Consider the following 26,947-nt stretch of genomic DNA (forward strand, 5'->3'; position numbering starts at 1 on the left):
ATCTGGTGTGGAATTAAAAACTTATCCCCGCAGCTTCCACCTGCCCCATACTCTGCCCCATCCCTTCGCCGGGCGCGGCAAGTACGAGTTGCCGGCGGCCGGTGGCAGGTCGGACGGTTCACTCGTGCACGGGGACCGTCTCGCCTGCCACCGGGTTCTGGGAGCGGGTGTCTGCCGGGGGTCGCCCCGGCAGAGGCCGAAGTGGTGAGGACGGGCGGTCATGCCAAACAGCGCAAAGACATCGCTGGGCCGTCTCTTGTCGCCCCGGTCGAGAAATCCCCGTGCAACGGGCGGGTGAAAGCCCACCTTTCCTTTTGAAGCTTCGGTCCCCGGGTATAAGCCCGCCCGTTGCCGCCCACCTCATCAACCGCAGGCCGCAAGGCCGGGCGGGGGTTTCGGCGTGCGCGCCGACAACCTGCCCTAAAGGTTTGATATTGCTCGCAGGTTCAGCCCCTATACAAATCTCGTATTCGTCTAAGAATTACTTATTCGATTACAATGACTTAGTTGAAATACGAATGTCATAAACTCTCGCTAGCGTCGGACAATCACGAATAGACTTAGGGGCGGCAAGCACGTCTCCAAGTATTCATGCCGTATTTTCTCATATAGGCGCGAAACGAGGCCATCTATGCTCGAAATCAGGGACGTCACCAAGTCATTCGGTGACGTCGTCGCCGTCAGCGAGGTATCGCTCCGTGTAGAACCGGGGCAGATGGTCGGGATCATCGGCCGGTCGGGCGCAGGCAAATCGACGCTCCTGCGGCTCATCAATCGCCTCGTGCCCGCCACGTCGGGCGATATCCGCTTCGAGGGGCGCAATGTCAGCTCCCTGACCGGCCAGGACCTGCGGGCCTGGCGGGCGCGCTGCGCCATGATCTTCCAGCAGTTCAACCTGGTGAACCGGCTCGACGTCATCACCAACGTGCTGATCGGGCGGATCGGCACCACCGGCGCCCTGCCGGTGATGTTCAAGCACTTTTCCACCCATGAGCGGGGCCTTGCCGCCGCCGCCCTCGACCGGCTGGACCTGTTGCCGCAGGCGCTGCAGCGCGCCGACACGCTCTCGGGCGGCCAGCAGCAGCGCGTGGCGATCGCCCGCGCCCTCATACAGAACCCCAAGCTCATCCTCGCCGACGAGCCCATCGCCTCGCTCGACCCGCGCAATGCGCGCCTCGTGATGGAAGCGCTGCGCTCGATCAACAAGGAGGACCGCATGACCGTGATCTGCAACCTCCATACGCTCGATGCCGCCCGCGCCTATTGCGACAGGATCGTCGGCATGGCGCGCGGCCGCGTGGTGTTCGACGGCGCGCCCGGCGAGCTCACCGGCGAGGTCATCCAGCAGATCTATGGTGGGGCCGACGAGGACGCAGTCGTCGACGAAAGCCTCACCTCGACCATTGCCCCGCGGCATCGGGTTGCCAGCGCGGGCGACTCCAGGGCTGCCCAAGCCGCGCACTAGACGCGACAGCACCCCAATATTCCGTCCCAACAGGAGATAGGTCCCATGACCGCTCGCTTCACCCGCCGTGTCTTCACGGCGCTCGCCCTCGCCTTGTCCATTTCCGCCCCGGCCCTCGCCCAGGAGGATTGGCGCACGCAGTATCCGGAGCTGACCATCGGCATCTCCTCGGGCGAGAACGAATCCGACGCCATCGCTCGTACGCAGCCCTATGCGGACTACCTCAGCCGCACCCTCGGCGTGCCGGTCAACATCGTGCGCGGCACCGACTATGCTGCGGTGATCGAGGCCATGCGCCAGGGCCACGTGCAGTTCGCCTCGGTCGGCCCGGCCGCCTATGCGCTCGCCCGCAAGATCATGGGCGAGGGCGTCGCGCCGGTCGCCATCACCCTCGATGCGGATGGCGAGCGCGGCTACTATTCGATCCTCGCCGTACGCGCCGACAGCCCCTACCAGACGATCGAGGACGTCAAGGGCCAGTCCTTCGCCTTCGCCGACCCGAACTCGACCTCGGGCTACGCGGTGCCCTCCTACTACCTCTCGACCGAGCTCAAGACCACGGCCGACGACTATTTCGGCGAAGTCGCGTTCTCGGGCGGCCACGAGCAGAGCGTCATCGGCCTCGTCAACGGCACCTTCGAGGTGGTCGCCACGCACTGGCGCAACGAAACCGCCGGCAACATCCAGAACATGGAAGACAAGGGCATGATCGAGAAGGGCTCGACCCGGATCATCTGGAAGTCGCCCGTCATCCCCAACACCCCGGTGATGATGCTGACCAGCCTGCCGCAGTCCCTGCAGGACGAGTTCCGCACGGCGCTGATGGCCTTCCCCGAGGCGGATCCCGAAGGCTTTGCCGAATACACCCGCGGCGACTCGACCGGCTATGTCGAGGCCAAGCACGAGGATTACCTCGATGTGATCGCCATCACCGAATACAACGCCGAAGAACGCCGCCGCAACGCGTCGAACTGATCGCTCCTTCGCCGGCACGGAACCCGTTTCCGTGCCGGTTTGCCATATCCCACAAGGACTTGATGAGATGACGATGCGTGCAGAGGGCGCGGGCGACCTGCCCGCCACGAGCCCGGCCGAACGGCTTTCCGCATTCGAGGATCGCTACCGCCAGGCCCGTAGCGCCAAGCGGGTCTGGACGGCGCTCTACGGCGCCCTGTTCCTGGCGGCCCTCACCGGCTCGGTGATCGTCAGCGACTTCAACCTCGCCGACCTGATGGTCGGCCTGCCCAAGGCCTGGAACTACATTTCCGGCACGTTCCCGACCCTCACGCTCTTCAACTTCTGGGGCGACGTCTCCGACTGGTACTGGGGCATCAACTATTGGCTGCGCCTGCTCGTCGAGACGATCCTCATGGGGTTCGTCGGTACCGCGCTCGGCGGCATCGTCGCGCTCCTCCTCTGCTTTTCCGCCTCGCGCAACCTCGTCGAGAACAGCGTCGTCTACTTCGTCAGCCGGCGGCTGCTGGAATTCTTCCGCACGGTGCCTGAGCTCGTCTTCGCGCTGATCTTCGTCTACGCCTTCGGGCTGGGGCCGTTCGCGGGCGTCCTCGCCATCGCGGTCCACACCGCCGGGGCGCTCGGCAAGCTCTTTGCCGAAGTCAACGAGAACGTCGACCCGCGCCCCATCGAAGGCGTCAAGGCGGCCGGCGGCACATGGGCGATGATCATGCGCCTGGCCGTCGTGCCGCAGGCGCTGCCCAACTATGCGAGCTATGCGCTCCTGCGCTTCGAGATCAACGTGCGCGGCGCCTCGGCGCTCGGCATTGTCGGCGCGGGGGGCATCGGACAAGACCTCTACGTCGCCATCCGGCAATTCGAATACACCGACATCAGCGCCATCATGCTGCTGCTGATCGTCACCACCTCGATCATCGACATGGTCTGCGAGACGATCCGCCATCGCCTTATCGGCCATGACCTGAGCACGGGACAGTAGGATGAGCCACACCATCACCCACGGCGAGATCGCCCGCCTCAAGCGCACGCATCCGCAGCTCTTCGCCCGCCCGCTCGCGCAGCGCTGGCGCGAGTGGGCCCTGTGGCTCTGCTTCGCCGCCATCCTCGGCTTCGGGCTCTGGTGGATCGAGGCCTCGCCGCTGCGCATCTGGAACGGGCTCGGCAAGCTCGGCACGCTCGTCGTGCTGATGATCCCGCCGGTCGACGGCGGCGCATTCCTCGACTATTGCCGGGCCATGGCCGAAACGCTGGCGATGGCGTTCCTCGGCACGGTCATCGCCGCCGTTCTCGCGGTGCCGCTCGGGTTCCTCGGCGCCAAGAACATGGTGCCGAACTGGCTCTTCCACTTCGGGCTGCGGCGCGTGTTCGACACCTTCCGCGGCATCGACGGGCTGGTATGGGCGCTGATCTTCGTCTCGGCCGTCGGCCTCGGCCCGTTCGCCGGCGTCCTCGCCATTGCCGTCGGCGACGTGATGGTCTTCTCCAAGCTCTTCGCCGAAGCCATCGAGAACGTCGACAGGAAGCAGATCGAGGGCGTGCGGGCGGCCGGCGGCAGCGGCGCGCAGACCATGCGCCTCGGCGTCTTCCCGCAGGTCTTCCCGGTGATGATGAGCCACGTGCTCTACTTCTTCGAGTCGAACGTGCGTTCGGCCAGCATTCTCGGCATCGTCGGGGCGGGCGGCATCGGCCTTGCGCTTTCCGACCGCATCCGCATCAACAACTGGGACGAGGCGGCGTTCATCATCCTGATGATCCTCGTGACCGTCGCCGTCATCGACAACGTCTCACGCCGCATCCGCATGCGGATCATCACCACCGACACGGGCCATAAATGAGCGAAAAGAACCTCGGCGAGGAACCGACCGTCCACCCCACCGCCGCCATCCGCGACTCGCGGCTCGGGCGCTACACCGAAGTCGGCGCGCGCACCGCGATCCTTGAGACCGATTTCGGCGACTACAGCTACATCGTCCACGACGGCTCGATCGTCTATACAACGGTCGGCAAGTTCTGCTCCATTGCGGCCTTCGCCCGCATCAATCCGGGCAACCACGCCACCTGGCGGGCAAGCCAGCACCATTTCACCTACCGCTCGCGTCAGTACGGGTTCGACCTCGGTGACGACGCCGAGTTCTTCCAGTGGCGGCGCGACCATCACGTGACCATCGGCAACGACGTGTGGATCGGGCACGGCGCCGTCATCATGCCCGGCATCACGATCGGCGACGGCGCCGTCGTCGGCTCATCGGCGGTCGTCACCAAGGACGTCGAGCCCTACACCATCGTCGTCGGCGTGCCGGCCAAACCGATCAAGCGGCGCTTCCCCGAGGAGCTTGCCCAACGGATGCAGGCGCTCGCCTGGTGGGACTGGGACCATAAGAAGCTCGGCGAGACCCTGCCCGACATGCGCGCGCTCAGCGCCGAGGCGTTCGTCGAGAAGTATGAGAAGTAATTCTCCCCGCCCTCAAGGCGGGCACCCACCCTCCCCCTTGTGGGGAGGATGGCCCGCATAGCGGGTCGGGTGGGGGTATGCCGCGGCAAACTCGATGCTGCAGGTCCTGCCGCGATATACCCCCCATCCTTAATCCCTCCCCACAAGGGGGAGGGAGACGGGTCCGTGTTCCCGGCAGTTTCACGACCAAAAGCCTACTCCGGCAGCGTATCGACCACGATCTGCACGCGGCTGGAGGAGAAGCGGGTCACGCCGTATTCGATGGGCCGGCCCTCGCCGTCGACGTTGATCGCCTCGACGAAGAGCACCGGCGTCATGCGCGCCAGGTGCAGATGGCGCATCTCGTGGGTATCGGGCATGCGCGCCGTCACGCGCGTGGTCTTCCTCACATAGTCGGCAACGCCCAGCCGCTCGAACATCGGCGTGATCTTGCGCGCCTCCTCGTAGGCGGCGAAAAGATCCGGAAAGCGTTCGAGCGGGAAGTGATGGGCGGCAAGGCTGATCGGCTGGCCGTCCGCCTTGCCCACGGTCTCGATCAACGCCACCGGCGCGCCGACGCGGATGGCGAGCGCTTCGGCAATGGCGGCGTCGGCCGGGATGGTGGCGGAGCGCAGCAGCTCGCCCGAGGGAGTCTTGGCTTGCCGGCGGATGATCTCGGAAAAGCGGGTGCGGCGGCTCAGGGGATAATCGACGATATCCTCCTGCACGAACGTGCCCCTGCCCTGCTCGATGCGCAGCAGCCCGAAGTCCTGGAGCGACGCTACGGCGCGGCGCACGGTGTGGCGGTTGACGCCGAAGCGCTCCGCCAGCTCCAGCTCCGTCGGCAGCCTGTCGCCGGGCCCATAGATGCGGTCGCGGATCTCCTGGGCGATGGTATCGGCGATCTGCTGCCAGAGGGGAAAGCCGGCGCGGCGCATGGTCATTGCATTTATCCCCCTGGTCGAGAACTATGGTATTGTCATGCCCGCGTCATGGAATTTGGGCATACAGGTCAAGAACAGTTCCTTTAGATATCACCTGTGCCGAAAAAGGTCTAGACGTTTAGATGAATAGGTTCTCGAAATGATGAGGTCAACCGAAACGGCCGAGGCCAATGCCGCTCGGGCGCGCTGGATGGGCGTTCTCGCCCGCGCCACCCGCGACGAGCTGGAATCGGCCTGGAGCACGCTCGCCGAACGCCCGAGCTACGACATGCTGCGCCGGCCCGAGACGGGGCTCGTCATGGTGCGCGGCCGCGCCGGCGGCACCGGCAACCCCTTCAACCTCGGCGAGATGACCGTGACGCGCTGCGCCGTGCGGCTGCCCGACGGCACCACCGGCACGAGCTATGCGGCCGGGCGCGACCAGCGCAAGGCAGAGCTCGCGGCCGTGTTCGACGCGCTGATGCAGACCGGCGAGCGCATGCGTATCGAAAGCGGCGTCATCACCCCCATCGCCCGGCGGCAGCAGACCGACCGCGACCTCAAGAGCCGCAAGGCCGCGGCCACGAAGGTCGAGTTCTTCACCATGGTGCGCGGAGACAACCCGAAATGACGCTCGCTGACCTGAAACCCGGCTTTGCCGATGCAGTGTTCGAGGCGCAAGCCGGCTTCCGCGCCCTGCTCGATGCTTTTGCCTATGCAGGCCGCATCACGACGGTCGACCTCAACCTTGATCCTCCTGCCCCGCTCGACGTGGCGATGGCGGCGGTCGCGCTGACGCTCTTCGATTTCGACACACCCGTGTGGTTGGAGCCGGCAGTCGCAGCCGGCTCGGTCGCCGGGTGGATACGCTTCCATAGCGGCTCGGCCATCGTCGCGGCGGCCGGCGAGGCGCAGTTCGCGGTCGTCTGCGATGCCGCCGCCATGCCCGCGCTCACCGGCTTTTCCGTCGGCGAGGACCGCTATCCGGACCGCTCGGCGACCCTCGTAATCCAGGTGCCGTCGCTGACCGACGGTCCGGTGACGCGTTGGACCGGCCCCGGCATCGACGGGTCGATCGAGGTCGCCATCGCCGGGTTGCCGGACGATTTCTGGGCGCAGTGGGACGACAACCACGCGCTCTATCCCCTCGGGATCGACGTGATCTTCGCCTGCGGGCGTGAGGTCATCGGCCTGCCGCGCGGCATCAAGGTGGAGGTTTAGCCATGTACGTTGCAGTCAAGGGCGGCGAGCGGGCCATACTTAATTCCCATGAGCTCATCGCCGAGACCCGGCGCGGCGACACGTCGGTGCCGGAAGTCTCGACCCGCCAGATTTCCGAGCAGCTCGGTCTTGCCGTCGACCGGGTGATGGCGGAAGGCTCGATCTACGACCGCGACCTTGCGGCGCTCGCCGTCAAGCAGGCGCAGGGCGACCTCGTCGAGGCGATCTTCCTCCTGCGCGCCTACCGCACCACCCTGCCCCGCCTTGCCGTTTCCGAACCGGTCGATACGGCGCAAATGCTGGTGCGCCGGCGCGTGTCGGCCGCCTACAAGGACATTCCGGGCGGGCAGGTGCTTGGGCCCACCTACGATTACACCCATCGTCTCCTCGACTTCGCGCTGGCGGCGGAGGAAGGCGTCGGCGAGCCCGAGGCGCCGGTCGGCGAAGCCCCGCTCGACGCGGGCATGCCGCATGTCGCCGACATCCTCGACTACGAAGGGCTCATCGAGCCGGAAATCCCGGATGAGGATGCGAGCGAGCCGTTCGACCTCACCCGCGAGCCCATGTCCTTCCCTGCCGATCGCGACCAGCGCCTGCAGAACCTGGCGCGCGGCGACGAAGGCTTCGTTCTCGCCCTCGGCTATTCCACCCAGCGCGGCTTCGGCGGCACGCACCCGTTCGCCGGCGAGATCCGCATGGGCGAGGTCAGCGTCGAGATCGTGCCCGAGGAACTGGGCTTTGCCATCGACATCGGCGACGTCGTCGTCTCCGAGTGCCACATGATCAACCAGTTTGAGGGCTCGGCCGAGCGCCCGCCGCAGTTCACCCGCGGCTACGGGCTCTCCTTCGGCCACAACGAGCGCAAGGTCATGGCCATGGCCCTCGTCGACCGGGCGCTGCGGGCCCGCGAATTCGGCGAGGCAGCGGTCTATCCGGCCCAGGACGAGGAATTCGTCCTCTATCACGCCGACAATGTCGAGGCGGCCGGGTTCGTCTCGCACTTGAAGCTTCCGCACTATGTCGACTTCCAGGCCGAGCTCGGGCTGATCCGAAAGCTGCGGCGCGAATTCGAGGAACGCCAGCAGAAGGACGCCGCAGAATGAGCGCCGTGCAAGAGGCCCGCTGGGACGAGGCCTACAACTTCGCCTATCTCGACGAGCAGACCAAGCGGATGATCCGCCGCTCGATCCTCAAGGCCATCGCGGTGCCCGGCTATCAGGTGCCGTTCGGCGGGCGCGAGATGCCCCTGGCCTATGGCTGGGGCACCGGCGGCATCCAAGTGACGGCGAGCGTCATCGGACCTGACGATACCTTGAAGGTCATCGACCAGGGCGCCGACGACACCACCAACGCCGTCTCCATCCGCCGCTTCTTCTCGCGCGTCGCCGGGGTCGAGACCACCGAGGCGACCGAGGAGGCCGACATCATCCAGACCCGCCACCGCATTCCTGAAGCCCCGCTCAGGGAAGGCCAGGTGCTGGTCTACCAGGTGCCGCAGCCCGAGCCCCTGCGCAGCCTGGAGCCGCGAGAGACCGAGACGCGCAAGATGCACGGCTATGCCGAATACGGCCTCATGCATGTGCGCCTCTACGAGGACATCGCGCGTTACGGGCATATCGCGACGACCTATTCCTACCCGGTGATGGTCAACGGGCGCTACCTGATGTCGCCCTCGCCCATCCCCAAGTTCGACAACCCCAAGATGCAGGGCAATCCGGCCATCCAGCTCTTCGGCGCCGGCCGCGAGAAGCGCATCTACGCCATCCCGCCCTATACCAGCGTCAAGAGCCTCGACTTCGACGACCATCCGTTCGAGCCCCAGACCTGGGACGAATCCTGCGCGCTCTGCGGGGCGGACAACAGCTATCTCGACGAGGTCGTTCTCGACGATCACGGCGGCAAGATGTTCGTCTGCTCGGACACGCATTTCTGCGAGGATCGGCGCGCCAAGGGCCACCGCGGCGAACTCGGAGCGGATCCCGCCGCCCTCGCCTTCGCCCGCACCGCCGATGAAGGAGAAGCGCAATGAGCGCCGTGATGGCAATGAACCCTGTCGCCGAGCGCCGGCCCCTGCTCAAGGTCAATAAGCTCACCAAGCACTATGGCGATCACATCGGCTGCGAAGACGTCTCCTTCACCGTCTATCCCGGCGAGGTCATCGGCATCGTCGGGGAGTCCGGCTCGGGCAAGTCGACGCTCCTCAACGTGCTCTCGGCGCAGATGCCGCCAACTTCGGGCGCGGTCGAGTACGATCTTTCGGCCAAGGGCCTGCGCGACATCTTCACGCTCTCCGAGCCGGAGCGGCGCAAGCTCATGCGCACCGACTGGGGCGTCGTCCACCAGAACCCGCGCGATGGGCTGCGAATGAACGTCTCGGCGGGCGGCAATGTCGGCGAGCGGCTGATGGCGATCGGCGCGCGGCATTACGGGGAGCTGCGTCGCGAGGGCCTCGACTGGATGGCCAAGGTCGAACTCGACACCTCGCGCATCGACGACAAGCCCAAGACCTTCTCGGGCGGCATGCAGCAGCGCCTGCAGATCGCCCGCAACCTCGTCACCCGCCCGCGCCTCGTCTTCATGGACGAGCCGACCGGCGGCCTCGACGTCTCGGTGCAGGCGCGCCTCCTAGACCTCCTGCGCGGGCTGGTGCGCGAGCTCGGCATCGCCGCCATCATCGTCACCCACGATCTCGCCGTGGTGCGGCTGCTGGCCGACCGGCTGATGGTGATGCGGCGCGGGCACGTGGTGGAAGCTGGGCTTACCGACCAGGTGCTCGACGATCCGCACCACCCCTATACGCAACTGCTCGTCTCGTCCGTGCTGCAGGTGTAGCGATGTCAAAGCACACAGAACTCGCGCCCGCCCACTCTCCCCTCTCCCCTTGTGGGAGAGGGACAGATTTTCCGCGTCCAGCGGAAAATCAGGGTGAGGGGTCTGCGATGTCATCGCAGGCACATAGTGCGATGAGAGTTGCGAAAACCCCTCATCCGCCCTTCGGGCACCTTCTCCCACAAGGGGAGAAGGGACGGCGCGCACGCCCCATACAGCTGGCGAACACGAACCTTGGAGACAACAGATGACCACCATGATCTCCGTTTCCGGCCTCACCAAGGATTTCGTGCTGCACACGCAGGGCGGCACGGTAATTCCGGTGTTCGCCGACCTCAGCCTCGAAGTCGCCGAGGGCGAGTGCGTGTGCCTCCACGGCCCATCGGGTTCGGGCAAGTCGACGCTGCTGCGCTCGCTCTATGCCAACTATAAACCCGGCTCCGGGCACATCCGGGTCGCCCATCGCGGCGAGTGGGTCGACCTCACGCAGGCCGAGCCCTGGCAGGTTGTCGAGGTGCGCCGCCACTCGGTCGGCTATGTCAGCCAGTTCCTGCGGGTCATCCCGCGCGTGCCGGCGCTGGAAGTCGTCGCCGAGCCGGCCAAGCTCGTCGGCATGCCGGCGGACGAAGCCGAGGCACGGGCGAGGACGCTGCTGACGCGCCTCAACATCCCCGAGCGGCTGTGGTCCATCGCGCCGGCGACCTTCTCGGGCGGAGAGCAGCAGCGCGTCAACATCGCGCGCGGGTTCGTGCGCGACTACCCGATCCTGCTGCTCGACGAACCGACGGCCTCGCTCGACGCGGCCAACCGGCAGGTGGTCGTCGACCTGATCCTCGAAGCCAAGGCGCGCGGCGTCGCCATCGTCGGCATCTTCCACGATGCCGAGGTGCGCGAGGCGGTCGCCGACCGGCTGTTCGAGGTCACGGCGTTCCAGAAGAGTGCGGCATGATGGGTGAGACGGTCATCACCGGCGCGCGCATCGTCCTCGACGATGCGGTCATCGCCGGATCGTTGAAGATCCTCGACAGGCAGATCGCCAGCGTCGACATGGGCGGCACCACGGTGCCCGGCGCTATCGATGTCGAGGGCGACTATATCCTGCCCGGCCTCGTCGACTGCCACACCGACCACCTCGAAAAACACGTGTTCCCGCGCGCCCATGTGCGCTGGGACATGATGCGCGCCGTGATGGCCCACGATGCGCAGATCATCGGCGGAGGGGTCACCACCGTCTTCGACTCGCTCTGCGTCGGGGCAACCGAGAAGAACCCGGAGCGCCGCGAAATCCTCGCGCCGATGATCGATGCGCTCGAGTTTGCCGGCGCCAACAACATGCTGCGCGCCGAGCACCTTGTGCACCTGCGCTGCGAGATCACCGACGACGTGACGCCGGAGCTCACCGAAGCCAATATCGGGCGCGACATCGTGCGGGTGCTCTCGGTGATGGAGCATGTGCCCGGCAAGCGACAGAGCAACGATGTCGGCCAGTACATCGAGCGGCGGATGAAGGAGAGCGGCAAGGAGCGCGCGGTGGTCGAGCGCGAGGTGCGCGAGCTCCTCGACCGGCTGGAAGCCAATGCGGTCGACGTGCGCAAGGACGTCATCGCGCTCGGCAAGCGGCACGGCCTGCCCATGTTCAGCCACGACGACCTGACCGTCGAGCATGTCGAGATGGCGCTCGCCGAGGGCATCCGCGTCGCCGAATTCCCGGTGAGCCTCGTCGCCGCCCGCGCGGCACGCCAGCACTCGATGCTGAACGTTGCCGGCGCGCCCAACATGCTGCGCGGCGGCTCGCAATCGGGCAACGTCGCCGTCTACGATCTCCTCGCCGAGGGTCTCGTCGACATCCTCGCCTCCGACTACGTGCCGCGCTCGATGCTCGACTGCGCGTTCATGGTGGCGCGCGAGCGCGAGCTCGGCATCGAGCTGCCGGAAGCGGTGCGCATGGTGACCAGCGCCCCGGCGCGCGCCTGCGGGCTCGAGGATCGCGGGGAGATCCTGCCCGGCCTTCGTGCCGACATCATCCGCGTTCATCTGGTTGACGATTTTCCAGTGATACGTTCCGTCTGGCGAAGTGGCCGAATCGTCAATTGAGTGTTCTCGAGTAAGACATGACCGAACTGCTTGTAAGCAATGCCGTCGTCGTCACGCGCGACAGCGTCATCAACGGCAGCATCGCGGTGAGCGGCGGCCTGATCGCCGAAATCGGCGAAGGAGCCAGCCAGCTGCGGGAGGCCCTCGATTTCGAGGGCGACTACCTCATCCCCGGCTTCGTCGAGGTGCATACCGACAATCTGGAAAAGCACCTGCAGCCGCGCCCGGGCGTGATGTGGCCCTCGGCCAACGCCGCCGTCCTCTCGCACGACGTGCAGATCGCCGGGGCCGGCATCACAACCGTCTTCGACGCCGTCTCGGTTGGCGAATACTCGGCCGCGAGCGCGAGGCGGCAGATGATCGTGACCACGGTCGAGACCGTCTCCAACCCGCGCATCCGCGAGGTCCTGAAGGCAGAGCACCTGCTGCACCTGCGCTGCGAGCTCGCCGATCCGGCGGTGATGGACATCTACCAGCCGATCGCCGGCAACCCCTTCGTCAAGCTCGTCTCGCTGATGGACCATACGCCAGGCCAGCGGCAATGGGCGGACCTAGAGAAGTGGCGGCAGTTCAACCGCGACAAGAAGTGGACCGACATGGAGTTCGAGGCGATGGTGGCCAAGCGCAAGGCCGATCAGGCCAAGCACGCCGAAATCCATCGCCGCTCGGTCATCGCGCTCGCCCGCCACTACGGCACCGTAATGGCGAGCCACGACGACACCACGCGCGAGCACGTGGAAGAGGCGGTAGCCGAAGGCATCGCCATCTCCGAGTTTCCGACGACGCTGGGCGCTGCCGGCCATGCGGCCAAGCGCGGCATGAAAGTCGTGATGGGTGCCCCGAACGTCGTGCGCGGCGGTTCGCATTCGGGCAACGTCTCGGCCATCGAGCTCGCCCAGCGCGGGTTCCTCGACGGGCTCTCGTCCGACTACGTGCCGGCAAGCCTGATGCAGGCGGTATTTCTACTCGCCGGCAACGACGGCATCGCGTTGCCGAAGGCCGTGGCTATGGTTTCCGCCAATCCCGCCGAGATGGTCGGGCTCACCGACCGCGGCGTCATCGAAGCCGGCAAGCGCGCCGACTTCAGCCGCGTGCGGCTGGTCGAGGGCATGCCGGTGGTGCTGGGTGTGTGGCGCGAGGGGCAGAGGATCTGCTGAGTGGGCGGCGCGTTTCTATGTCTGTCGCTCCACGAGGGCAGCCAGTTGTGTGGCCACCGTGCCCCAACCCTCATGGAAGCCCATCTCCTTATGCCGGCCGCTGTCGGCGGCGTTGCGATGCATGACATGGGCGACATACTCGGTGCCTTGCGGATGGTCGTTGAGGCTGATGACGGCGGTGATGGCGACGAACGGCTCGTCAACCGGGCGCCAGCCGCCGGCCATGGTGTTGGTGAAGACGATGCGGTGTCCGTCCTGGACATCGAGGTAGCAGGCGGTCAGGTGCGGCACGAACGCGCCGCCATCCTCGCTCATACGCGTCACCAGCCCACCGCCCGGGCGCACGTCCATCTCGACCACCTGGCAGCGCGTGGGTGCGGGCACCCACCACTGCTCGAAGCTCTTGGGGTCCGTCCATGCGCTCCAGACGGCGGAGCGCGGTCCCTTGATGATCCGCTCGATCTTGAGGTCGAGCGAGGGGTCGAACGTTGGCGTCATTTATCCGTGTCCCTGTTCTGTGTGACGAACCGCTCCAGTCGATCGGTGCGGGTTTCCCAGACGGCGCGCTGCTCGGAGAGCCACGCTTCGGCCGCCGCGAACGTCGTCCTGTTGATGGCGCAGGTGCGCACGCGCCCCTGTTTTTGCGTGCGGATCAGCCCGCTGCCTTCGAGCAGGTGGATATGCTTCATGAAGGAAGGCAAGGCCATGTCGAAGGGCTTTGCCAACTCGCCGACACTCGCCGGCCCGTCCCCCAGACGGCGCAGCACCGCCCGCCGGGTCGGGTCGGCCAGAGCCTGGAAGATGCCGTCGAGGTGCGAATACTGATCCATAAGGCTAAGTATCATGATGCAATACTTAGCGCAATGGCTAAGTTTCTGCGACGTGATTAGGCGAGTGCCGGCACGCCGCCCGAGCGGCCTTTGATGCGCGACGCCGGGGTATGCCCCTCCCGCGCAATCATGCCGAAGAGGTCTCGTGGGTCTTCCGGCTCGGCAAGGATATCGAGATCCTCCACCAGCCCACTGTCCTGTATCCGGTCGCGCAGGTATCGCAGTGCCGAGAAGTCCTCGATGGCAAAGCCGACCGAGTCGAAGATGGTGATCTCACCGGCACTGCGGCGGCCGGGCTTTCTGCCGGCGATCACCTCCCAGAGTTCGGTGATGGGATAGTCCTGCGGCAATTGCTGGATCTCGCCTTCGATACGCGATTGCGCGGCGAGCTCTACGAAGATGCGGGCGCGCTCTAGGATATCCGGATGCAGCTCCGTCTTGCCCGGGCAATCGCCGCCGATGGCGTTGATGTGCACGCCGGCGCCGACCATGTTGTCCGAGAGGATCGTTGCCCGGCGCTTGTCGGCGGTGACGGTGGTGATGATATCGGCGCCGGCGACCGCCTCCTGCACCGAGGTGCATCTGACGATGGAGAGGCCTGAACCAGCAAGATTGCGGGCGCATTTTTCCATGGCCGCCGGATCAATGTCGAAGAGCCGCACCTCCTCGATGCCCAACACCACCTTGAAGGCCAGCGCCTGGAATTCGGATTGGGCGCCGTTGCCGATGAGCGCCATCACCCGGCTGCCGGGCCGGGCAAGGTGTCTCGCCGCAACCGCCGAGACCGCGGCGGTGCGCAGGGCCGTGAGGATGGTCATCTCCGACACGAAGAGCGGATAGCCGGTCGCCACGTCCGCCAGGACGCCGAAAGCGGTGACGGTCTGCAGGCCCTTGCGCATGTTGGCGGGGTGGCCGTTGACATATTTGAAGCTATAGAGACTGCCGTCGCTCGTCGGCATCAGCTCGATGACGCCGTCGCGCGAGTGGCTGGCGATGCGCGGCACCTTCTCGAAGGCCTCCCAGCGGGCGAAATCCTCCTCGAGGTAGCGCGCGAGCCCGGAGAGGACCGGTTCAACTCCCGAGCGCGCAAGAAACTTCAACATGTTCGAGACGCTGACGAATTGAACCATTTCGGGGCTCCGCTTCAGTAGGAAATCGTCGGCCTATCCATCACGCTGCGCCCGAACAGCGAGGCGACGAGATCGACCATCAGACGGGCGGTCTTGCCGCGTTCGTCGAGGAACGGGTTGAGCTCGGCGACATCGAGCGAGGTCATTAGGCCGCTGTCGCAGATCAGCTCCATGACGAGGTGCGCCTCGCGAAAGGTCGCGCCGCCCGGCACGGTGGTGCCGACGGCGGGCGCGATCTCGGGATCGAGGAAATCGACGTCGAGGCTGACGTGGAGGAGGCCGTTGGCGGCCCGCACGCGCTCGATGAACCCCATCAGGAGGCTGGACATGCCGAGCTGGTCGACGCGGCGCATGTCGTGCACCTCGACCTTGTGCTGGCGCAGCGCCGCGCGCTCGGCGGGATCGACCGAACGGATGCCGATCATGGCGATGTTGGCCGGATCGACCGTCGCCTCGAGATCGGGGAAGACGCCGGCAAAACCCGACAGGCCCGTGACATAGGCGAGCGGCGTGCCGTGGAGATTGCCGCTCGTAGTGGTGTCGGGCGTGTGGAAATCCGAATGCGCGTCGAGCCAGAGGACGAACTGCGGGCGGCCACTCGCCCGCGCCGCTCGCGTCACGCCTGCGACGGTGCCGGCCGACATGGAATGGTCGCCGCCGAGAAATACGGGAAAGAGCCCCTGCCCGACTGCTCGCGCGCCCGCTTCTGTCGCCGCCTCGATCCAGCCGATGGTTTCGCCGAGGTCGTGGATCGCGCCGTTGGCGTGCGTCATGTCGCCTAGGATCCTCGGGGCAAGGTTGCCCCAATCCTCAACCGTATGGCCGAGCTCGCGGATCGCATCGCCGATCCCGGCCGTGCGCAATGCGTCCGGCCCCATCAGGCACCCTTTCTGGTGGGTGCCGGCCTGGGTCGGCACCCCGATGAGAATGACGCGCCTGCCCTCGCTCATGTCCTGCCTCGCTGGATGTATCGGTCGGGCGCCACGCCCTCCATGGGCTCGTTCATCGAGCCGCGCTGCAGGAAAGCGTGGCACTCCCTCCCTGACATCCTAGCCGAAGTAGGCCACAGGTTTCGGACAGCCGGAACGCGCTATCCTGCGCAATACCGATTACGGATTATCCGTTTTGCGCTATGCTTGCGCCGTTATGGACACTCTCGACCAGCAGATCATCGATGCCTTGCGCCGAGACGGGCGCGCCTCGGTCTCCGATCTAGCTGCCCGGTTCGGCGTCACCCGCACCACGGTGCGCACCCGCATGGAACGGCTTGAGGCGAGCGGTGAAATCCTCGGCTACACGGTGGTGCTGCGCAACGACGAGCAGGCGCTGCCGGTGCGCGGCATCATGCTCATCAAGATCGCCGGCAGCGGCAGCGAGCGCATCATCGGCCTGATCAACGGCATGCCGGAAGTGTCGGCCATCCACACCACGAACGGCGCGTGGGACATCATCGTCGAGCTCGGCACCGAGACGCTTTCCGGCCTCGATGATGTTCTGCGCCGCATCCGCCTCATCGACGGGGTGCTTTCGAGCGAGACGAACCTTTACCTGACGACCAAGCGCGCCGGCCGAAGGGCGGGGCGGTAATGGCTCAGAACACCACCGCCTGCACGCGCAGCGGCTTGCCGATGGTCAGGGTATCGCCAACCTGCGTCAACGACCCGGTTTCGGCATCGCGGGAGAAGACGACGATCGAATCCGAGTGCTGGTTGGCGACAAGCAGGTGCCGGCCCGAAGGCGTGATGGAAAAGCTGCGCGGCCAGCGCCCGCCGCTCGGCGTGGTGCCGAGGAAGGCGAGCGTGCCATCGGCGGCGACCGAATAGGTCGCAATGGAATCATGCACGCGGTTGGAGGCGTAGAGGAAGCGCCCGTCCGGGGAGAGGTGGATATCGGCCGCCCAGGTCTGCTCGGTAAAGCCTTCCGGCAGCATCGAAAGCTCTTGCAGGCGCGTCAGGCTCTCGCCGTCATAGGCGAGCACCGTGACGGTCGCCGCGATCTCGTTGGCGACATAGACGAACTTGCCGTCGGAGTGGAAAACGAAGTGGCGCGGGCCTGCTCCGGGCGTCGCATCGTAGACGAAGGAGCGGACGAGCTCGCCGCCTTCCAGGCGATAGGCGACCAGCTCGTCGGTGCCGAGATCGGCGACGAGATAGTAGCGCCCATCCGGCGTCTGCTGCACGCTGTGCGCATGGCTGCGCTCCTGCCGGTCGGCGCGGGGGCCGAGCGTGCTGAAGTGGGCAGCGCTCGCCAGCGGCGTGCCGATGCGGCCGTTTTCTCCGAGCGGATAGACCGCCACGGCCTGGTCCGGCCCGCCGGTGCCTTCACTATAGTTGGCGACCGCCAGATGCCCATCGCGGGTGACCGTGACGTGGCAGGTGGTGCGCCCGAGGGTCGGCTGCTTGTTGAGGTAGGTGAGCGTGCCGGCGGCCCTGTCGAAGGCGTAGGCGCTGACCGTGCATTCGTACCAGGGCACGACCTCCGATACGGCGTAGACGCGCGCGCTCGCTGTATCGACTTCGAGGAAAGTCGGGTTGTCGATGTCGTCGGCGACTGTGACCGGGGTGAACACCCGCGTCTCCTCATCGAAGGTCAGCACGGCGATCCCCTGCCCCGGCGTGATGGCTTCGCCCGTGCGGTTGATCGAGCCGACGAAAACGTGGACGAGGGAGGAAGCCATGGCGTGTACGATCCGAGGGTTGCGGCGCGCAAGGCTTCACCGTTTCCGGTTTTCAGTTCAAGTCCCCGAATTTGTAAATTTCTCGTCCGGAATCCGAAGATCAGCCGCCAAACCGTTTAGTCTGCCTGCGAATTCGGCTAGGATTCCAGCCGCTTGGATCCCCGAGGGAGGATGATGTGGCCGAACGTGCACTGGTGGTCGCCGGGCCGCGCGAACTCGCCTTCGAAGATATCGCGACGGGCGAACTGCCGGTTGGTGCGGTGCGGGTGCGCACGCTCTACTCCGGCATCAGCGCCGGCACGGAGCTCTCGCAGTATCGCGGCACCAGCCCCTTCATGCACCGTCAGTGGGACGTGGCGAACCGGGTGTTCCGTGATGGGGAGCCAAGCTGGAGCTATCCGGTGCGCAACCTCGGCTACGAGGAGGTCGGGGAGATCGTCGAGACCGGTAGCGCGGTCAACCGCTTGCGAGTCGGACAGCGCGTCTTCGGCACGTGGGGCCATCGCACCGGCCACGTGATGAGCGAGGCCGACGCGCTCGACCGACTGATGCCGGAGGGCGCGGACCCGCGCATCGGCATCTTCTCTCATATCGGCGCGGTGGCGCTAAACGGCGTGCACGATGCGCAGATCCGCATAGGCGACCTCGTCGTGGTCTTTGGGCTCGGCGTGCCCGGCCAGATCGCCGCGCAGGCGGCGCGCGCCTCTGGGGCGACGGTGGTCGGGGTCGATCCCGTGGCCTCGCGGCGCGAGCTCGCGCTGAAGCTCGGTGCCGACCGGGTGCTTGACCCGACGGCGGTTTCAGTTTCCGACACGATCAAGTCGGAGACAGGCGGGCGGGGTGCGGATGTGTGCATCGAGGTTTCCGGGGCCGCGACGGCGCTCGCCGAGGCGATGCGAACCGTCGCCTATGCGTCGCGTGTGGTGGCGCTCGGGTTCTTCCAGGGCGAGGCCCGGGGGCTGATGCTGGGCGAGGAATTCCACCACAACCGCATCGAAGTGATCTCGAGCCAGATTTCCGGTGTCGCGCCGGCCGTGAGCCACCGCTGGAGCAAGCTGCGGCTCTGGCAGTCGGCGGTGCGCTTGCAACACGAAGGGCGGCTGAGCCTCATGCCGCTCATCACCGATACGGTGCCCTTTGCGGAAGCACCGGCGCTTTTCGCCCGGCTGGACAAAGGCGATCCGGCGATCATGCAATCCGTCCTCAATTTCGGAGATATTTCATGAGTCCTCTTCGTGTCGGCCTGCTCGGCCCCGGTGGAATCGGCGCGCGCCACATCAAAGCGCTGGCGCAGCTGCCGGAGGAAGGCGAGCTCGTTGCCTGCTGCGGGCGGGATGCCGAACGCACGCAGGCGTTCACGACGGAGCATGGCGGCGCGGTCTACACCGACTTCGATGCAATGTTGACGCGCGAGGCGCTGGACCTCCTCATCGTCGCCCTGCCGCCCTTCGCGCATACCGGCCAGGTCGAGGCGGCGGCGCGCAAGGGCGTGCATCTGCTGGTCGAAAAGCCCATCGCGCTCGATATGGTGCGCGCCGACACCATGGTCGAAGCCGCCGACGCCGCCGGCATCGTTGCCGCCTGCGCCTTCATGTACCGATTCGGCGAGGCGGTGGAACGGTGGGAGACGGCCGACACCGGCCGGCCGGGCATGTTCACCGGCTTCTTCCACTGCAATTCGCTGCATTCGCCCTGGTGGCGCGAGCGGGCGTTGTCGGGCGGGCAGACGGTGGAGCAGCTGATCCACATCGTCGACCTTGCCCGCCATACGCTCGGCATGCCGGAGACCGTCTACGCCAAGGCCGCCAACCTCTTCCACCGCGACGTTCCGCGCTACGACACCGAGGACGTCAGCGCCATGATCCTCGGCTATGAGGATGGGCGGATCGGACTGCTCAATGCTTCCAATGCGGCCGCGCCAGGCAGGTGGGAAAAGGGCTGGAAGATCATTTCCGAACGGATGACGGGGAGCTTCACCGATTTCAACGCGGGCGAGCTGACGCGCTCGGCGAGCGAAGGCGGCAGCGAGACGGTGATGAGCGAGCGGGACGTGTTCGTCGCGCAGCTTGCCGACGTGGTCGGCGCGATCCGGGACGGGCGCAAGGCCAAGGTACCGCTCTCGGAAGGTGCGGACTCGCTGCGCATCGCGCTGGCGGCGCGGCGATCGGCGGAGGAAGGGCGCGAGGTGGTGGTTTAGGCTTCGTGCCCACGCCCTCGTGGTTCGAGGACGCGGGAAGGCCCCCTCACCCGACGGCTTCGCCGTCGACCTCTCCCCCAAAGGGAGAGGTGCGGGCTCCCCAGGCGCGATGCCTCCTTCACCTCTCCCTTCGGGGGAGAGGTCGGTGCGCAGCGCCGGGTGAGGGGGCCTTCCTCACATACTGATTCAACGCCCTCACGCTCCCGGAGAGATTCCGCCCACTGCCCTAACCCTTTACGGCAGAATCCCTTTCACGCCCAGTCCAGGAACTCCAGTACCATCGCCGCCGTCCAGGTGAAGCGGCCGCCGCCTAAGGGTTCGCCGGTCATCGGATCATAATATTCGGCAAAGCCGCTTTGCTGGATGAGTTCGAGGCTCGAGGCGATGATGCGGTCGGCGACGGCCGTCTTGCCGGCAGCGGCAAGGCCGTCGACGATGAGATAATTGCACACCAGCCAGACGGGGCCGCGCCAGTAACGCTTGGAGTCGAACCGCGCATCTGCTGGGTCGTGGCTCGGCACGAGGTATTTCGCCCTCTCGCCCATCCGCTCGATGGTGCGGGCGATGGCGCGGGCGCGCTCAGCGGGAATGGTGGCGAAGACCGGCAGCAGGCCGCCGATGGAAGCGCTGTCGACGAGGTTGCCCGTCGTGCGATCGAGGCAGAGATACTGTCCGTGACTCTCACTCCACAGGCGATCGAGCGCGGCGAGGCCCTTTTCGGCCCGGGCGCGGTTGGCAGTGGCGATTTCGCTCTCCCCTAGCGCTTCGGCGACCATGGCAAGATCAGCGCAGCCGCGGATGAGGATGGCGTTGAAGCCGGGATCGACGATCTGGAACGGCGAGGCGTCGTGGAGCTTGCTGTTGTCCCAGCCGAGCTTGCGGAAATGCTCGACCAGCCAGAGATACCGATCGTACTGGGCCTTTGTCGGGCGGTGGGCGGGATCGGCATGCTGGGTGTCGCGGCGGGTATAGGGCGCGATGCCTTCGGTGGGCACGCGCTCGAACGCCTCGTCCCAGTCGATGGAGTTGTCGCGGCCGGCCTCCCAGGGATGGAGGATAGCCACCAGGCCTTCGCCGTGCGGATCGCGGTTGGCGTAGAACCAGGCGGACCATTTGTCGATCTTGCGCAAAAGCTCGCGCGCCCTCCGCTCGGCCGCTGTGCGGTCCTTGGCGCGCTCGAAGAGCTGGCGGAGCGCAAAGCCCGCGATGGGCGGCTGGGTGATGCCGGAGGTCGCCGTCGGTCGGCCGGTCGCCCAGACGTCCGGGCCCGGGAAATAGCCGTCGTCGTGCACGTGGAAGACGATGTGCGGCACCATCCCGTCGGGCCACTGGTGCTCGAACAGCGTCTCGATCTCGGTCCAGGCGCGGTCCTCGTCGTAATAGTTCTGCCCGAGCGCGGTGAAGCAGGAGTCCCAGTTCCACTGGAAGGGATAGAGCCCTTTGGTCGGCACGGTATAGCTGCCGCGGTCGTTCTCCTTGAGCACCTCGACGGCATGGTCGAAGACGCGGGACTTATCGAGGGTGGTCATGGCAAGGCACTCTACTTCCTAGGGGCTCCGGGGATGCGCGCGAGCAGGCCGCCATCGACCCGCACCGTCTCCCCGGTCATAAAACTGTTGGCATCGGAAAGAAGGAAAGCGATCACCGCCGCCACCTCCTCCGGCCTGGCGCGGCGGCCGAGCGGGTGCATGGCGTCGATCTCGGCCGAAAGCATTTCGGGATCTGGATCCTGCTCGATGGCCCAGCGCAGCATCGGCGTATCGACGGAGCCCGGCGCGACCCCCAGCACGCGCACGCCATGCTCAGCCTCGTCCATCGCCATGGCGGTGACGAGGCCGACGAGCCCGTGCTTGGCGACAACATAGGCCAATGCGCCCTTCTGGGCGGCCATGCCTTGCACCGAGGCGGTGAGGCAGATGGCGCCGTGGTGGCGGCGCAATTCCAGCATTGCGGCCTTGGCGATGTTGAAGCCGCCGGTGAGGTTGACCGAAATCACTTCATCCCATGTGGCCAGGGTCGTGGTCACCACATCGCCGTAGCGCTGGATGCCGGCATTGTGGGAGACGGCCGAGATACCGCCGAAGCGCTCGACGCCTTCGCGCACGGCCCGCTCGCAATCCTCAAGGGAGGCAACGGAGCCAGTGACGGCGAGGATATCGCTGCCGAGGGACCGTGCCGCCTCGCCGAGTGCTTCGCCGTTGCGGTCGAAGAGCACCATCGAGCGACCGAGACCGGCGAAGGCTTCGACAACGGCGCGGCCGATGCCCATGGCGGCACCGGTGACGAGAATGGCGGCGCTCTCAGAACTCATCGGCAAGCCTTTCCGCCGCTGCGAAGATTTCCGCGATCTTCGCGTGGCCGGTATCGTTGGGATGGACCATGTCCTCGCAGACGAGCGCGTCGCCGCCCTCCGCCCCCATGCGTTCGTTGACCGGCGCATAGAATGTGCCGTACTGGCGGGCGATCGCCTCGACAGCCTCGACATGCGCCTCAAACCGCTCGCGCGTCTGGCCGGTGAAGCCCTCCGAGCCGACGGTGAAGCCGGCATCGGGGATGTGCGGCGGGCTGCCGAGGCAGATCATCTCGGGCCGAAAGCCGGCCGTGACGAGATTGCCGACGACATCGCGGTAGTCGCGGATGAAGCCTTCGATGTTGAAGGTCTCCGGCGCACCGATATAGCGGGCATCGTTGAAGCCGTAGAGGACGGCGATGCAATCTGCCCGATCGGCGCCAAGCAGGTCCGACTTGTGGCGCGACCAGCCGTTGTTGGAACGGGGCGCGCCGCCCATTGCCGGCGAGTTCTGCATCACGGTGCCCGGAATGCCTTTGTTGATGAGGGCGCAACCCAACCGCGACGCGAGGAGGCTTGCCCAGCTCCGTTCCGGCGTCGTCGCCGACATGCCGAAGGTGATGCTGTCGCCGAACGTGGCGAGCGTGCGGGCGCCGCCCCTTTCACGGATAGTGGCGACGAAATCGCTCATGACTGCGGCTCCAGGAATTCGAGAACCATTGCAGCGGTCCAGCTGAAGCGCGCGCCGCCGAGCGGAGCGCCGTCGCGCGGATCGTAGTATTCGGCAAAGCCGCTTTGCTGAATCAATTCAAGGCTGTCGGCGACGATCCTGTCGGAGAGATTCACCTGCCCTGCGCGCTTCAGCCCATCGGCGATCATGTAGTTGCAGACGAGCCATACGGGACCGCGCCAGTAGCGCTTGAGGTCGAAGCGCGGATCGGTCGGGCTGTGGCTGGGGACGAGGTAGCGCACATGCTCAGCCATCGCCTCGAGCGTTGCCGCAATGGCCCGCGCGCGACCCGCCGGGATCGGGGCGAACACCGGAATCAGGCCGCTGATCGAAGGACTGTCAACCAGCCTGCCGCTCACGCGGTCGCGGCAGAGATATTGGCCGTGCTCGGCGCTCCAAAGTCCATCAAGGGCGGCGAGGCCCCGTTCGGCTCGGTTGCGGTTCCTGCCGGCGATCTCGGCCTCTCCCAGCGCCTCGGCAAGGTCCGCTACTTCAAGGCAGGAGCGGATGAGGATGGCATTGAAGCCGGGATCGACGATCTGGAATGGCGAGGCGTCATGCAGGCGGCTGGTGTCCCATCCTAGACCGCGGAAGTGCTGCACCAGCCAGAGGTAGCGGTCGTACTGCGCCTTGGTTGGGCGCGTCGAGGGATCGGCGTGCTTCAGGTCGTTGCGCTCATAGGGCATCACACCCTCGGTCGGCACGCGCTCGAAGGCTTCATCCCAATCGATTGAATTGTCGCGGGATTCCCATGGGTGGATGATGGCGACGAGACCTTCGCCCTGCGGATCGCGGGTACGGTAGAACCAGTCGTGCCAGGCATCCGCTCTGGCAAGAAGCACCCGTGCGTGCGCCTCGTCGCCGCTTCGCCGCCACAGCTGATTGACGGCAAAGCCCGCGATGGGGAGCTGCGTGATGCCGGAGGTCGGGATCGGCCGGCCGGTGCTCCAGACCTCGGGGCCGGGAAAATAGGCCGGCGCCGGCTCGTGGAACACCATGTGCGGCACCATGCCGTCCGGCCATTGATGCGCGAAGAGCGTCTCGATCTCCGTCCAGGCGCGGTCGAGATCGTAGTGGGACTGGCCGAGGGCGGTGAAGCACGAGTCCCAGTTCCACTGGAAGGGATAGAGACCCTTGGTCGGCACGGTGTAGCTGCCGCGGTCGTTCTCGCGCAGCACTTCGATCGCCCGGAGCCTCGCGTCATGATCGTGGGCGTTCATCCTTTGCGGCCTCACACCGCCGCCGTTGTTTCAGGATCGAACCAGCGCACCCGGTCGGGCTTGGGCACGAGGCTCAGCTCATCGCCGGGCGAGACGCGGATGTCGGAATCGAGGACGGCGCGGAACATGGCGCCGTTGACTTCGGTCGTCACCAGCGTGTGCGCACCCAAGGGCTCGACGACTCGCGCGGTAGCCTTGAGCCCGCCGGGCGCAATATCTACGTCTTCCGGCCGGATGGCGAAGTCAAGCCGCTCGCGGCCGGCGTCCGGCCCCTCGACGGTGATGCCGGCGACATTCCACCTGCCCTCGCCTTCCCTGGTCGCCGGGATGAAGTTCATCGGCGGGTTGCCAATGAAGCTGCCGACGAACCGGGCGGCCGGGTTGCGATAGACCTCGACCGGGGTCGCCGCCTGCACGATGCGCCCCTGGTTCATCACCGAGATGCGGTCGGCAAGGCTCATCGCCTCCACCTGGTCGTGGGTGACGTAGATGGTGGTGGTCTTGCTCGCAGCGAGCACGCCCTTGAGCTCCGCGCGCATCTCGAGGCGCAGCAGCGCATCGAGGTTGGAGAGCGGCTCATCCATCAGGATCACGTCCGGCTCCATGGCAAGAGCACGGGCAACGGCGACGCGCTGGCGCTGGCCGCCCGAGAGCTGGCCGGAATAGCGCTTGAGGAGCTGCTCGATATGCATGAGCTCGGCGGTGCGGGTGACGCGCCCGTCGATCTCGGCCTGCGGCAGCTTCTTCATCCGCAAACCGAAGGCGATGTTCTCGAAGACGGTGAGGTGCGGGAAGACCGCATAGTTCTGGAAGACCATGGCGATGCCGCGTTCGCGCGGCGGCAGGTGGTCGACACGGCGCCCGCCGATCCATACCTCGCCCTGGGTCGGCGTCTCGAGGCCGGCGACGATGCGCAGGAGCGTGGTCTTGCCGCAACCCGACGCGCCCAAGAGCACCATGAACTCCTGATCGGAAATGGTCAGGTCGATCGAGTGCAGGGCCTTGAAGCTGCCGAAGCTCTTGGCGACGTTCTTGATGACAATCTCAGCCATTGGAATAACTCCTAGCGGTTTGCGATGCCCCACATCGCAAAGAGGTACTTGCGCACCGCGAAGATGAAGATGAGCGCCGGAATGACCAGCGCCGCGCCGCCGGCAAACTTCAGGTGCAGCGGCGAAACGTTGAGGCTCTGGATGAGGAAGGCCGTCAGCGTGCGGTTCTCGATGGTCATGACCGCGGCGGCGAACACCTCGTTCCAGGAGATGGTGAAGGCAAAGACTGCCGAAGCCGCGATGCCGGGCAGCACCAGCGGCAGCACGACCTTGCGGAAGGCCTGCCAGCGGTTGCAGCCGAGCGTCCAGGCGGCCTCCTCGAGCTCGATGGGGATCCCCGAGAACAGCGAGAAGGTGATGAGGACGGCAAAGGGAATGGCGAGCACGGTGTGCACGATGGCCAGACCCAACGCCGTATCGTCGAGGCCGACGCGGATGAACATCACCGCCAGCGGCAGCGCGAGGAGCGGCAGCGGGAAGGCGCGAGTCATCACCACCAGTAGGCGGAAGGCCTCCTTGCCTGGGAAATCGAAGCGGGAGAGCGCGTAGCCGGCAGGAGCTCCCAGGCCAATGGAGAGAACCATCGTCAGCACCGCCACCAGCACCGAGTTCCACAACGCCCGCGCCACCCCGGCAAAGGAGAGGAAGAACTGCACCGAGCCGAAATCGAAGGACGGGATGCCGGTCTTGGGGAAGCCCGTCACCTCGGCTGGCGAGGAGAGCGTGTTGACGATCAACAGGTAGATCGGCACCAGCACCCAGACGCAGAGCAGCACGGTCGAGGCGATGAGCAGGAACCGGCCGGCAGCGCGGGCATCGCTTACCGAGCGCGGCACATCGGTGATGACGGCGTCGGTCATATCCGGGCCTCCTTGGGAACGCGCAGGACGCGCAGGAAGAAGAGCGTCGAAGCGATGGAGATGGCGAGGATCACCAGCGCATAGGCCGAGGCGACATTGCGGTCCTGAAGGGCAAACTGCCACTGGAAGGTCTCGCCCATCAGCACGGGCAGCGTGGTGCCGCCGAGGGCGACGACCACGGCGAAGACCTCGAAGGCGGCAAGGGTCCGCAGGATCAGCGCCGACTGCAGGCTCGGCCGCAGCATCGGCAGGGTGATCTTGACGAACCGCTTCCAGGGACTCGCGCCGAAGACTTCGGCCGCCTCATAGTATTCGCGCGGGATGAGGCCCATGCCGGAGACGAGGATCACCATGACGATGGCAGTTGCCCGCCAGACCTCGGCGAGGATGACGGCGAGGAAAATCACCCAGATGTTCTGGTAGCCGAGGAAGAGGATCGGCTGTTCGATGATGCCGAGGCCATACAGGACGGAATTGAGGAAGCCCGACTGCTCGAAGATCGCCAGCCAGATGATGCCGGCGGCAAGGTCCGAGAGCCCGAGCGGAATGGTGAAGATGTAGAGGATCGCGCTGCGGCCGGTCTTCAGCTTGGTGACGATCGAGGCCATGGACAGCGCCATGACGAGCTGGATCGGCACGACAATGGCGGCCAGCACGATGGTGTTGGTGAGCGCGGTGCCGAACTTCCAGTGCGACGTCATGGTCTGCACATGCTGGAGGGTGAAGCCCTCGGGCCCCGAGAACGCCAGCACGGCGATCTGGACGAACGGATAAAGGAAGAAGACCAGCAGAAAGAGTGTTGCCGGCAAAAGCAGCGCATATGGCAGGAATCTGGGTGTCATGGCACCGCTCCCCATGGCGCGCGG

Annotated in this window: 29 protein-coding genes; 16 read left to right on the forward strand and 13 right to left on the reverse strand. The window is 66.1% G+C overall.

The genetic code is table 11. From position 1 onward, the window contains the following. The first annotated feature begins 631 nt into the window (after positions 1 to 631). From phnC to VE25_RS11825, 5 genes are all read left to right on the forward strand, one after another. Complete coding sequence (gene phnC / locus VE25_RS11805) at positions 632 to 1,465, forward strand: phosphonate ABC transporter ATP-binding protein (RefSeq protein ID WP_046108834.1); 834 nt, start codon at positions 632 to 634, stop codon at positions 1,463 to 1,465. A gap of 45 nt (positions 1,466 to 1,510) precedes the next feature. After that, positions 1,511 to 2,440 carry a phosphonate ABC transporter substrate-binding protein gene (gene phnD, locus VE25_RS11810; RefSeq protein WP_046108835.1) on the forward strand — a complete coding sequence of 310 codons (930 nt, stop codon included), beginning with the start codon at positions 1,511 to 1,513 and terminating at the stop codon, positions 2,438 to 2,440. A 67-nt stretch (positions 2,441 to 2,507) separates the two neighbouring features. After that, complete coding sequence (gene phnE, locus VE25_RS11815) at positions 2,508 to 3,419, forward strand: phosphonate ABC transporter, permease protein PhnE (RefSeq protein WP_046108836.1); 912 nt, start codon at positions 2,508 to 2,510, stop codon at positions 3,417 to 3,419. Between the two features lies 1 nt (position 3,420). Continuing rightward, the gene (gene phnE, locus VE25_RS11820; protein WP_046108837.1) at positions 3,421 to 4,275 is read left to right on the forward strand and encodes a phosphonate ABC transporter, permease protein PhnE; all 855 of its coding nucleotides are present in this window, start codon (positions 3,421 to 3,423) and stop codon (positions 4,273 to 4,275) included. Continuing rightward, positions 4,272 to 4,892 carry a DapH/DapD/GlmU-related protein gene (locus VE25_RS11825; RefSeq protein WP_046108838.1) on the forward strand — a complete coding sequence of 207 codons (621 nt, stop codon included), beginning with the start codon at positions 4,272 to 4,274 and terminating at the stop codon, positions 4,890 to 4,892. Before phnE (VE25_RS11820) ends, VE25_RS11825 begins: the two co-directional genes overlap by 4 nt. A gap of 194 nt (positions 4,893 to 5,086) precedes the next feature. Here the strand turns inward: VE25_RS11825 and phnF are convergent, their stop codons facing one another. Then, entirely contained in the window at positions 5,087 to 5,815 is a 729-nt protein-coding gene (gene phnF / locus VE25_RS11830; RefSeq protein WP_046108839.1) for a phosphonate metabolism transcriptional regulator PhnF, read from the reverse strand. A gap of 139 nt (positions 5,816 to 5,954) precedes the next feature. On the opposite strand from phnF, the gene phnG reads away from it, so the two are divergent. The 8 genes from phnG to VE25_RS11870 all read left to right on the forward strand — a co-directional run bounded on the left by phnG (position 5,955) and on the right by VE25_RS11870 (position 13,095). After that, positions 5,955 to 6,425 (forward strand): phosphonate C-P lyase system protein PhnG, encoded by a 471-nt coding sequence (gene phnG / locus VE25_RS11835; protein WP_342019000.1) that lies wholly within the window; start codon positions 5,955 to 5,957, stop codon positions 6,423 to 6,425. Continuing rightward, positions 6,422 to 7,015, forward strand: coding sequence for a phosphonate C-P lyase system protein PhnH (gene phnH / locus VE25_RS11840; RefSeq protein WP_046108840.1), 594 nt, complete (start codon positions 6,422 to 6,424; stop codon positions 7,013 to 7,015). Before phnG ends, phnH begins: the two co-directional genes overlap by 4 nt. 2 nt (positions 7,016 to 7,017) lie before the next feature. Then, a complete protein-coding gene (locus VE25_RS11845) occupies positions 7,018 to 8,118 on the forward strand; it encodes a carbon-phosphorus lyase complex subunit (protein ID WP_046108841.1) in 1,101 nt (366 codons plus the stop codon). Continuing rightward, positions 8,115 to 9,044 carry an alpha-D-ribose 1-methylphosphonate 5-phosphate C-P-lyase PhnJ gene (locus VE25_RS11850; RefSeq protein ID WP_046108842.1) on the forward strand — a complete coding sequence of 310 codons (930 nt, stop codon included), beginning with the start codon at positions 8,115 to 8,117 and terminating at the stop codon, positions 9,042 to 9,044. The genes VE25_RS11845 and VE25_RS11850 overlap by 4 nt, the downstream gene beginning before the upstream one ends. Next, positions 9,041 to 9,847, forward strand: a complete 807-nt coding sequence (gene phnK / locus VE25_RS11855) for a phosphonate C-P lyase system protein PhnK (RefSeq protein ID WP_083988891.1) — start codon at positions 9,041 to 9,043, stop codon at positions 9,845 to 9,847. Before VE25_RS11850 ends, phnK begins: the two co-directional genes overlap by 4 nt. Before the next feature lie 244 nt (positions 9,848 to 10,091). After that, positions 10,092 to 10,793, forward strand: coding sequence for a phosphonate C-P lyase system protein PhnL (gene phnL, locus VE25_RS11860; protein ID WP_046108843.1), 702 nt, complete (start codon positions 10,092 to 10,094; stop codon positions 10,791 to 10,793). Next, positions 10,790 to 11,938 (forward strand): alpha-D-ribose 1-methylphosphonate 5-triphosphate diphosphatase, encoded by a 1,149-nt coding sequence (locus tag VE25_RS11865; RefSeq protein WP_046108844.1) that lies wholly within the window; start codon positions 10,790 to 10,792, stop codon positions 11,936 to 11,938. The genes phnL and VE25_RS11865 overlap by 4 nt, the downstream gene beginning before the upstream one ends. A gap of 17 nt (positions 11,939 to 11,955) precedes the next feature. After that, positions 11,956 to 13,095 carry an alpha-D-ribose 1-methylphosphonate 5-triphosphate diphosphatase gene (locus tag VE25_RS11870; RefSeq protein ID WP_046108845.1) on the forward strand — a complete coding sequence of 380 codons (1,140 nt, stop codon included), beginning with the start codon at positions 11,956 to 11,958 and terminating at the stop codon, positions 13,093 to 13,095. 15 nt (positions 13,096 to 13,110) lie between these two features. Here the strand turns inward: VE25_RS11870 and VE25_RS11875 are convergent, their stop codons facing one another. Genes VE25_RS11875 through rocF form a run of 4 tightly spaced genes read right to left on the reverse strand, consistent with a single transcriptional unit; the run spans position 13,111 to position 16,005 of the window. Further along, positions 13,111 to 13,593, reverse strand: coding sequence for an SRPBCC family protein (locus VE25_RS11875; RefSeq protein ID WP_046108846.1), 483 nt, complete (start codon positions 13,591 to 13,593; stop codon positions 13,111 to 13,113). Further along, positions 13,590 to 13,925 (reverse strand): ArsR/SmtB family transcription factor, encoded by a 336-nt coding sequence (locus tag VE25_RS11880; RefSeq protein WP_046108847.1) that lies wholly within the window; start codon positions 13,923 to 13,925, stop codon positions 13,590 to 13,592. The genes VE25_RS11875 and VE25_RS11880 overlap by 4 nt, the downstream gene beginning before the upstream one ends. Before the next feature lie 56 nt (positions 13,926 to 13,981). Beyond that, the gene (gene ocd, locus VE25_RS11885) at positions 13,982 to 15,055 is read right to left on the reverse strand and encodes an ornithine cyclodeaminase (RefSeq protein ID WP_046108848.1); all 1,074 of its coding nucleotides are present in this window, start codon (positions 15,053 to 15,055) and stop codon (positions 13,982 to 13,984) included. Between the two features lie 14 nt (positions 15,056 to 15,069). Next, a complete protein-coding gene (gene rocF / locus VE25_RS11890) occupies positions 15,070 to 16,005 on the reverse strand; it encodes an arginase (RefSeq protein WP_046108849.1) in 936 nt (311 codons plus the stop codon). Positions 16,006 to 16,201: 196 nt separating this feature from the next. Between rocF and VE25_RS11895 the strand changes: the two genes are divergently transcribed. Continuing rightward, a complete protein-coding gene (locus tag VE25_RS11895; RefSeq protein ID WP_046108850.1) occupies positions 16,202 to 16,642 on the forward strand; it encodes an Lrp/AsnC family transcriptional regulator in 441 nt (146 codons plus the stop codon). Positions 16,643 to 16,646: 4 nt separating this feature from the next. Here the strand turns inward: VE25_RS11895 and VE25_RS11900 are convergent, their stop codons facing one another. Continuing rightward, positions 16,647 to 17,732: a lactonase family protein gene (locus VE25_RS11900; RefSeq protein WP_046108851.1), complete on the reverse strand. Its 1,086-nt coding sequence runs from the start codon at positions 17,730 to 17,732 to the stop codon at positions 16,647 to 16,649. 176 nt (positions 17,733 to 17,908) lie between these two features. Between VE25_RS11900 and VE25_RS11905 the strand changes: the two genes are divergently transcribed. Beyond that, positions 17,909 to 18,958: a zinc-binding dehydrogenase gene (locus tag VE25_RS11905; protein WP_052731922.1), complete on the forward strand. Its 1,050-nt coding sequence runs from the start codon at positions 17,909 to 17,911 to the stop codon at positions 18,956 to 18,958. Continuing rightward, entirely contained in the window at positions 18,955 to 19,929 is a 975-nt protein-coding gene (locus tag VE25_RS11910; protein ID WP_046108852.1) for a Gfo/Idh/MocA family protein, read from the forward strand. The genes VE25_RS11905 and VE25_RS11910 overlap by 4 nt, the downstream gene beginning before the upstream one ends. Positions 19,930 to 20,180: 251 nt before the next feature. On the opposite strand, the gene VE25_RS11915 is transcribed toward VE25_RS11910, so the two are convergent. The 7 genes from VE25_RS11915 to VE25_RS11945 are packed head-to-tail and all read right to left on the reverse strand — an operon-like array spanning position 20,181 to position 26,923. After that, entirely contained in the window at positions 20,181 to 21,458 is a 1,278-nt protein-coding gene (locus VE25_RS11915) for an amylo-alpha-1,6-glucosidase (protein WP_046108853.1), read from the reverse strand. 11 nt (positions 21,459 to 21,469) lie between these two features. Further along, positions 21,470 to 22,240, reverse strand: a complete 771-nt coding sequence (locus VE25_RS11920; protein WP_046108854.1) for an SDR family NAD(P)-dependent oxidoreductase — start codon at positions 22,238 to 22,240, stop codon at positions 21,470 to 21,472. After that, positions 22,230 to 22,910 (reverse strand): SGNH/GDSL hydrolase family protein, encoded by a 681-nt coding sequence (locus VE25_RS11925; protein WP_046108855.1) that lies wholly within the window; start codon positions 22,908 to 22,910, stop codon positions 22,230 to 22,232. The genes VE25_RS11920 and VE25_RS11925 overlap by 11 nt, the downstream gene beginning before the upstream one ends. After that, positions 22,907 to 24,169 carry an amylo-alpha-1,6-glucosidase gene (locus tag VE25_RS11930; protein ID WP_046108856.1) on the reverse strand — a complete coding sequence of 421 codons (1,263 nt, stop codon included), beginning with the start codon at positions 24,167 to 24,169 and terminating at the stop codon, positions 22,907 to 22,909. The genes VE25_RS11925 and VE25_RS11930 overlap by 4 nt, the downstream gene beginning before the upstream one ends. Positions 24,170 to 24,180: 11 nt before the next feature. Further along, the gene (locus tag VE25_RS11935) at positions 24,181 to 25,221 is read right to left on the reverse strand and encodes an ABC transporter ATP-binding protein (protein ID WP_046108857.1); all 1,041 of its coding nucleotides are present in this window, start codon (positions 25,219 to 25,221) and stop codon (positions 24,181 to 24,183) included. Positions 25,222 to 25,232: 11 nt separating this feature from the next. Then, complete coding sequence (locus VE25_RS11940; RefSeq protein ID WP_046108858.1) at positions 25,233 to 26,081, reverse strand: carbohydrate ABC transporter permease; 849 nt, start codon at positions 26,079 to 26,081, stop codon at positions 25,233 to 25,235. Beyond that, positions 26,078 to 26,923, reverse strand: coding sequence for a carbohydrate ABC transporter permease (locus tag VE25_RS11945; protein ID WP_046108859.1), 846 nt, complete (start codon positions 26,921 to 26,923; stop codon positions 26,078 to 26,080). Before VE25_RS11945 ends, VE25_RS11940 begins: the two co-directional genes overlap by 4 nt. Positions 26,924 to 26,947: the final 24 nt, after the last annotated feature.

This window comes from Devosia geojensis (assembly GCF_000969415.1).
In the GTDB taxonomy this organism is placed as follows: domain Bacteria; phylum Pseudomonadota; class Alphaproteobacteria; order Rhizobiales; family Devosiaceae; genus Devosia; species Devosia geojensis.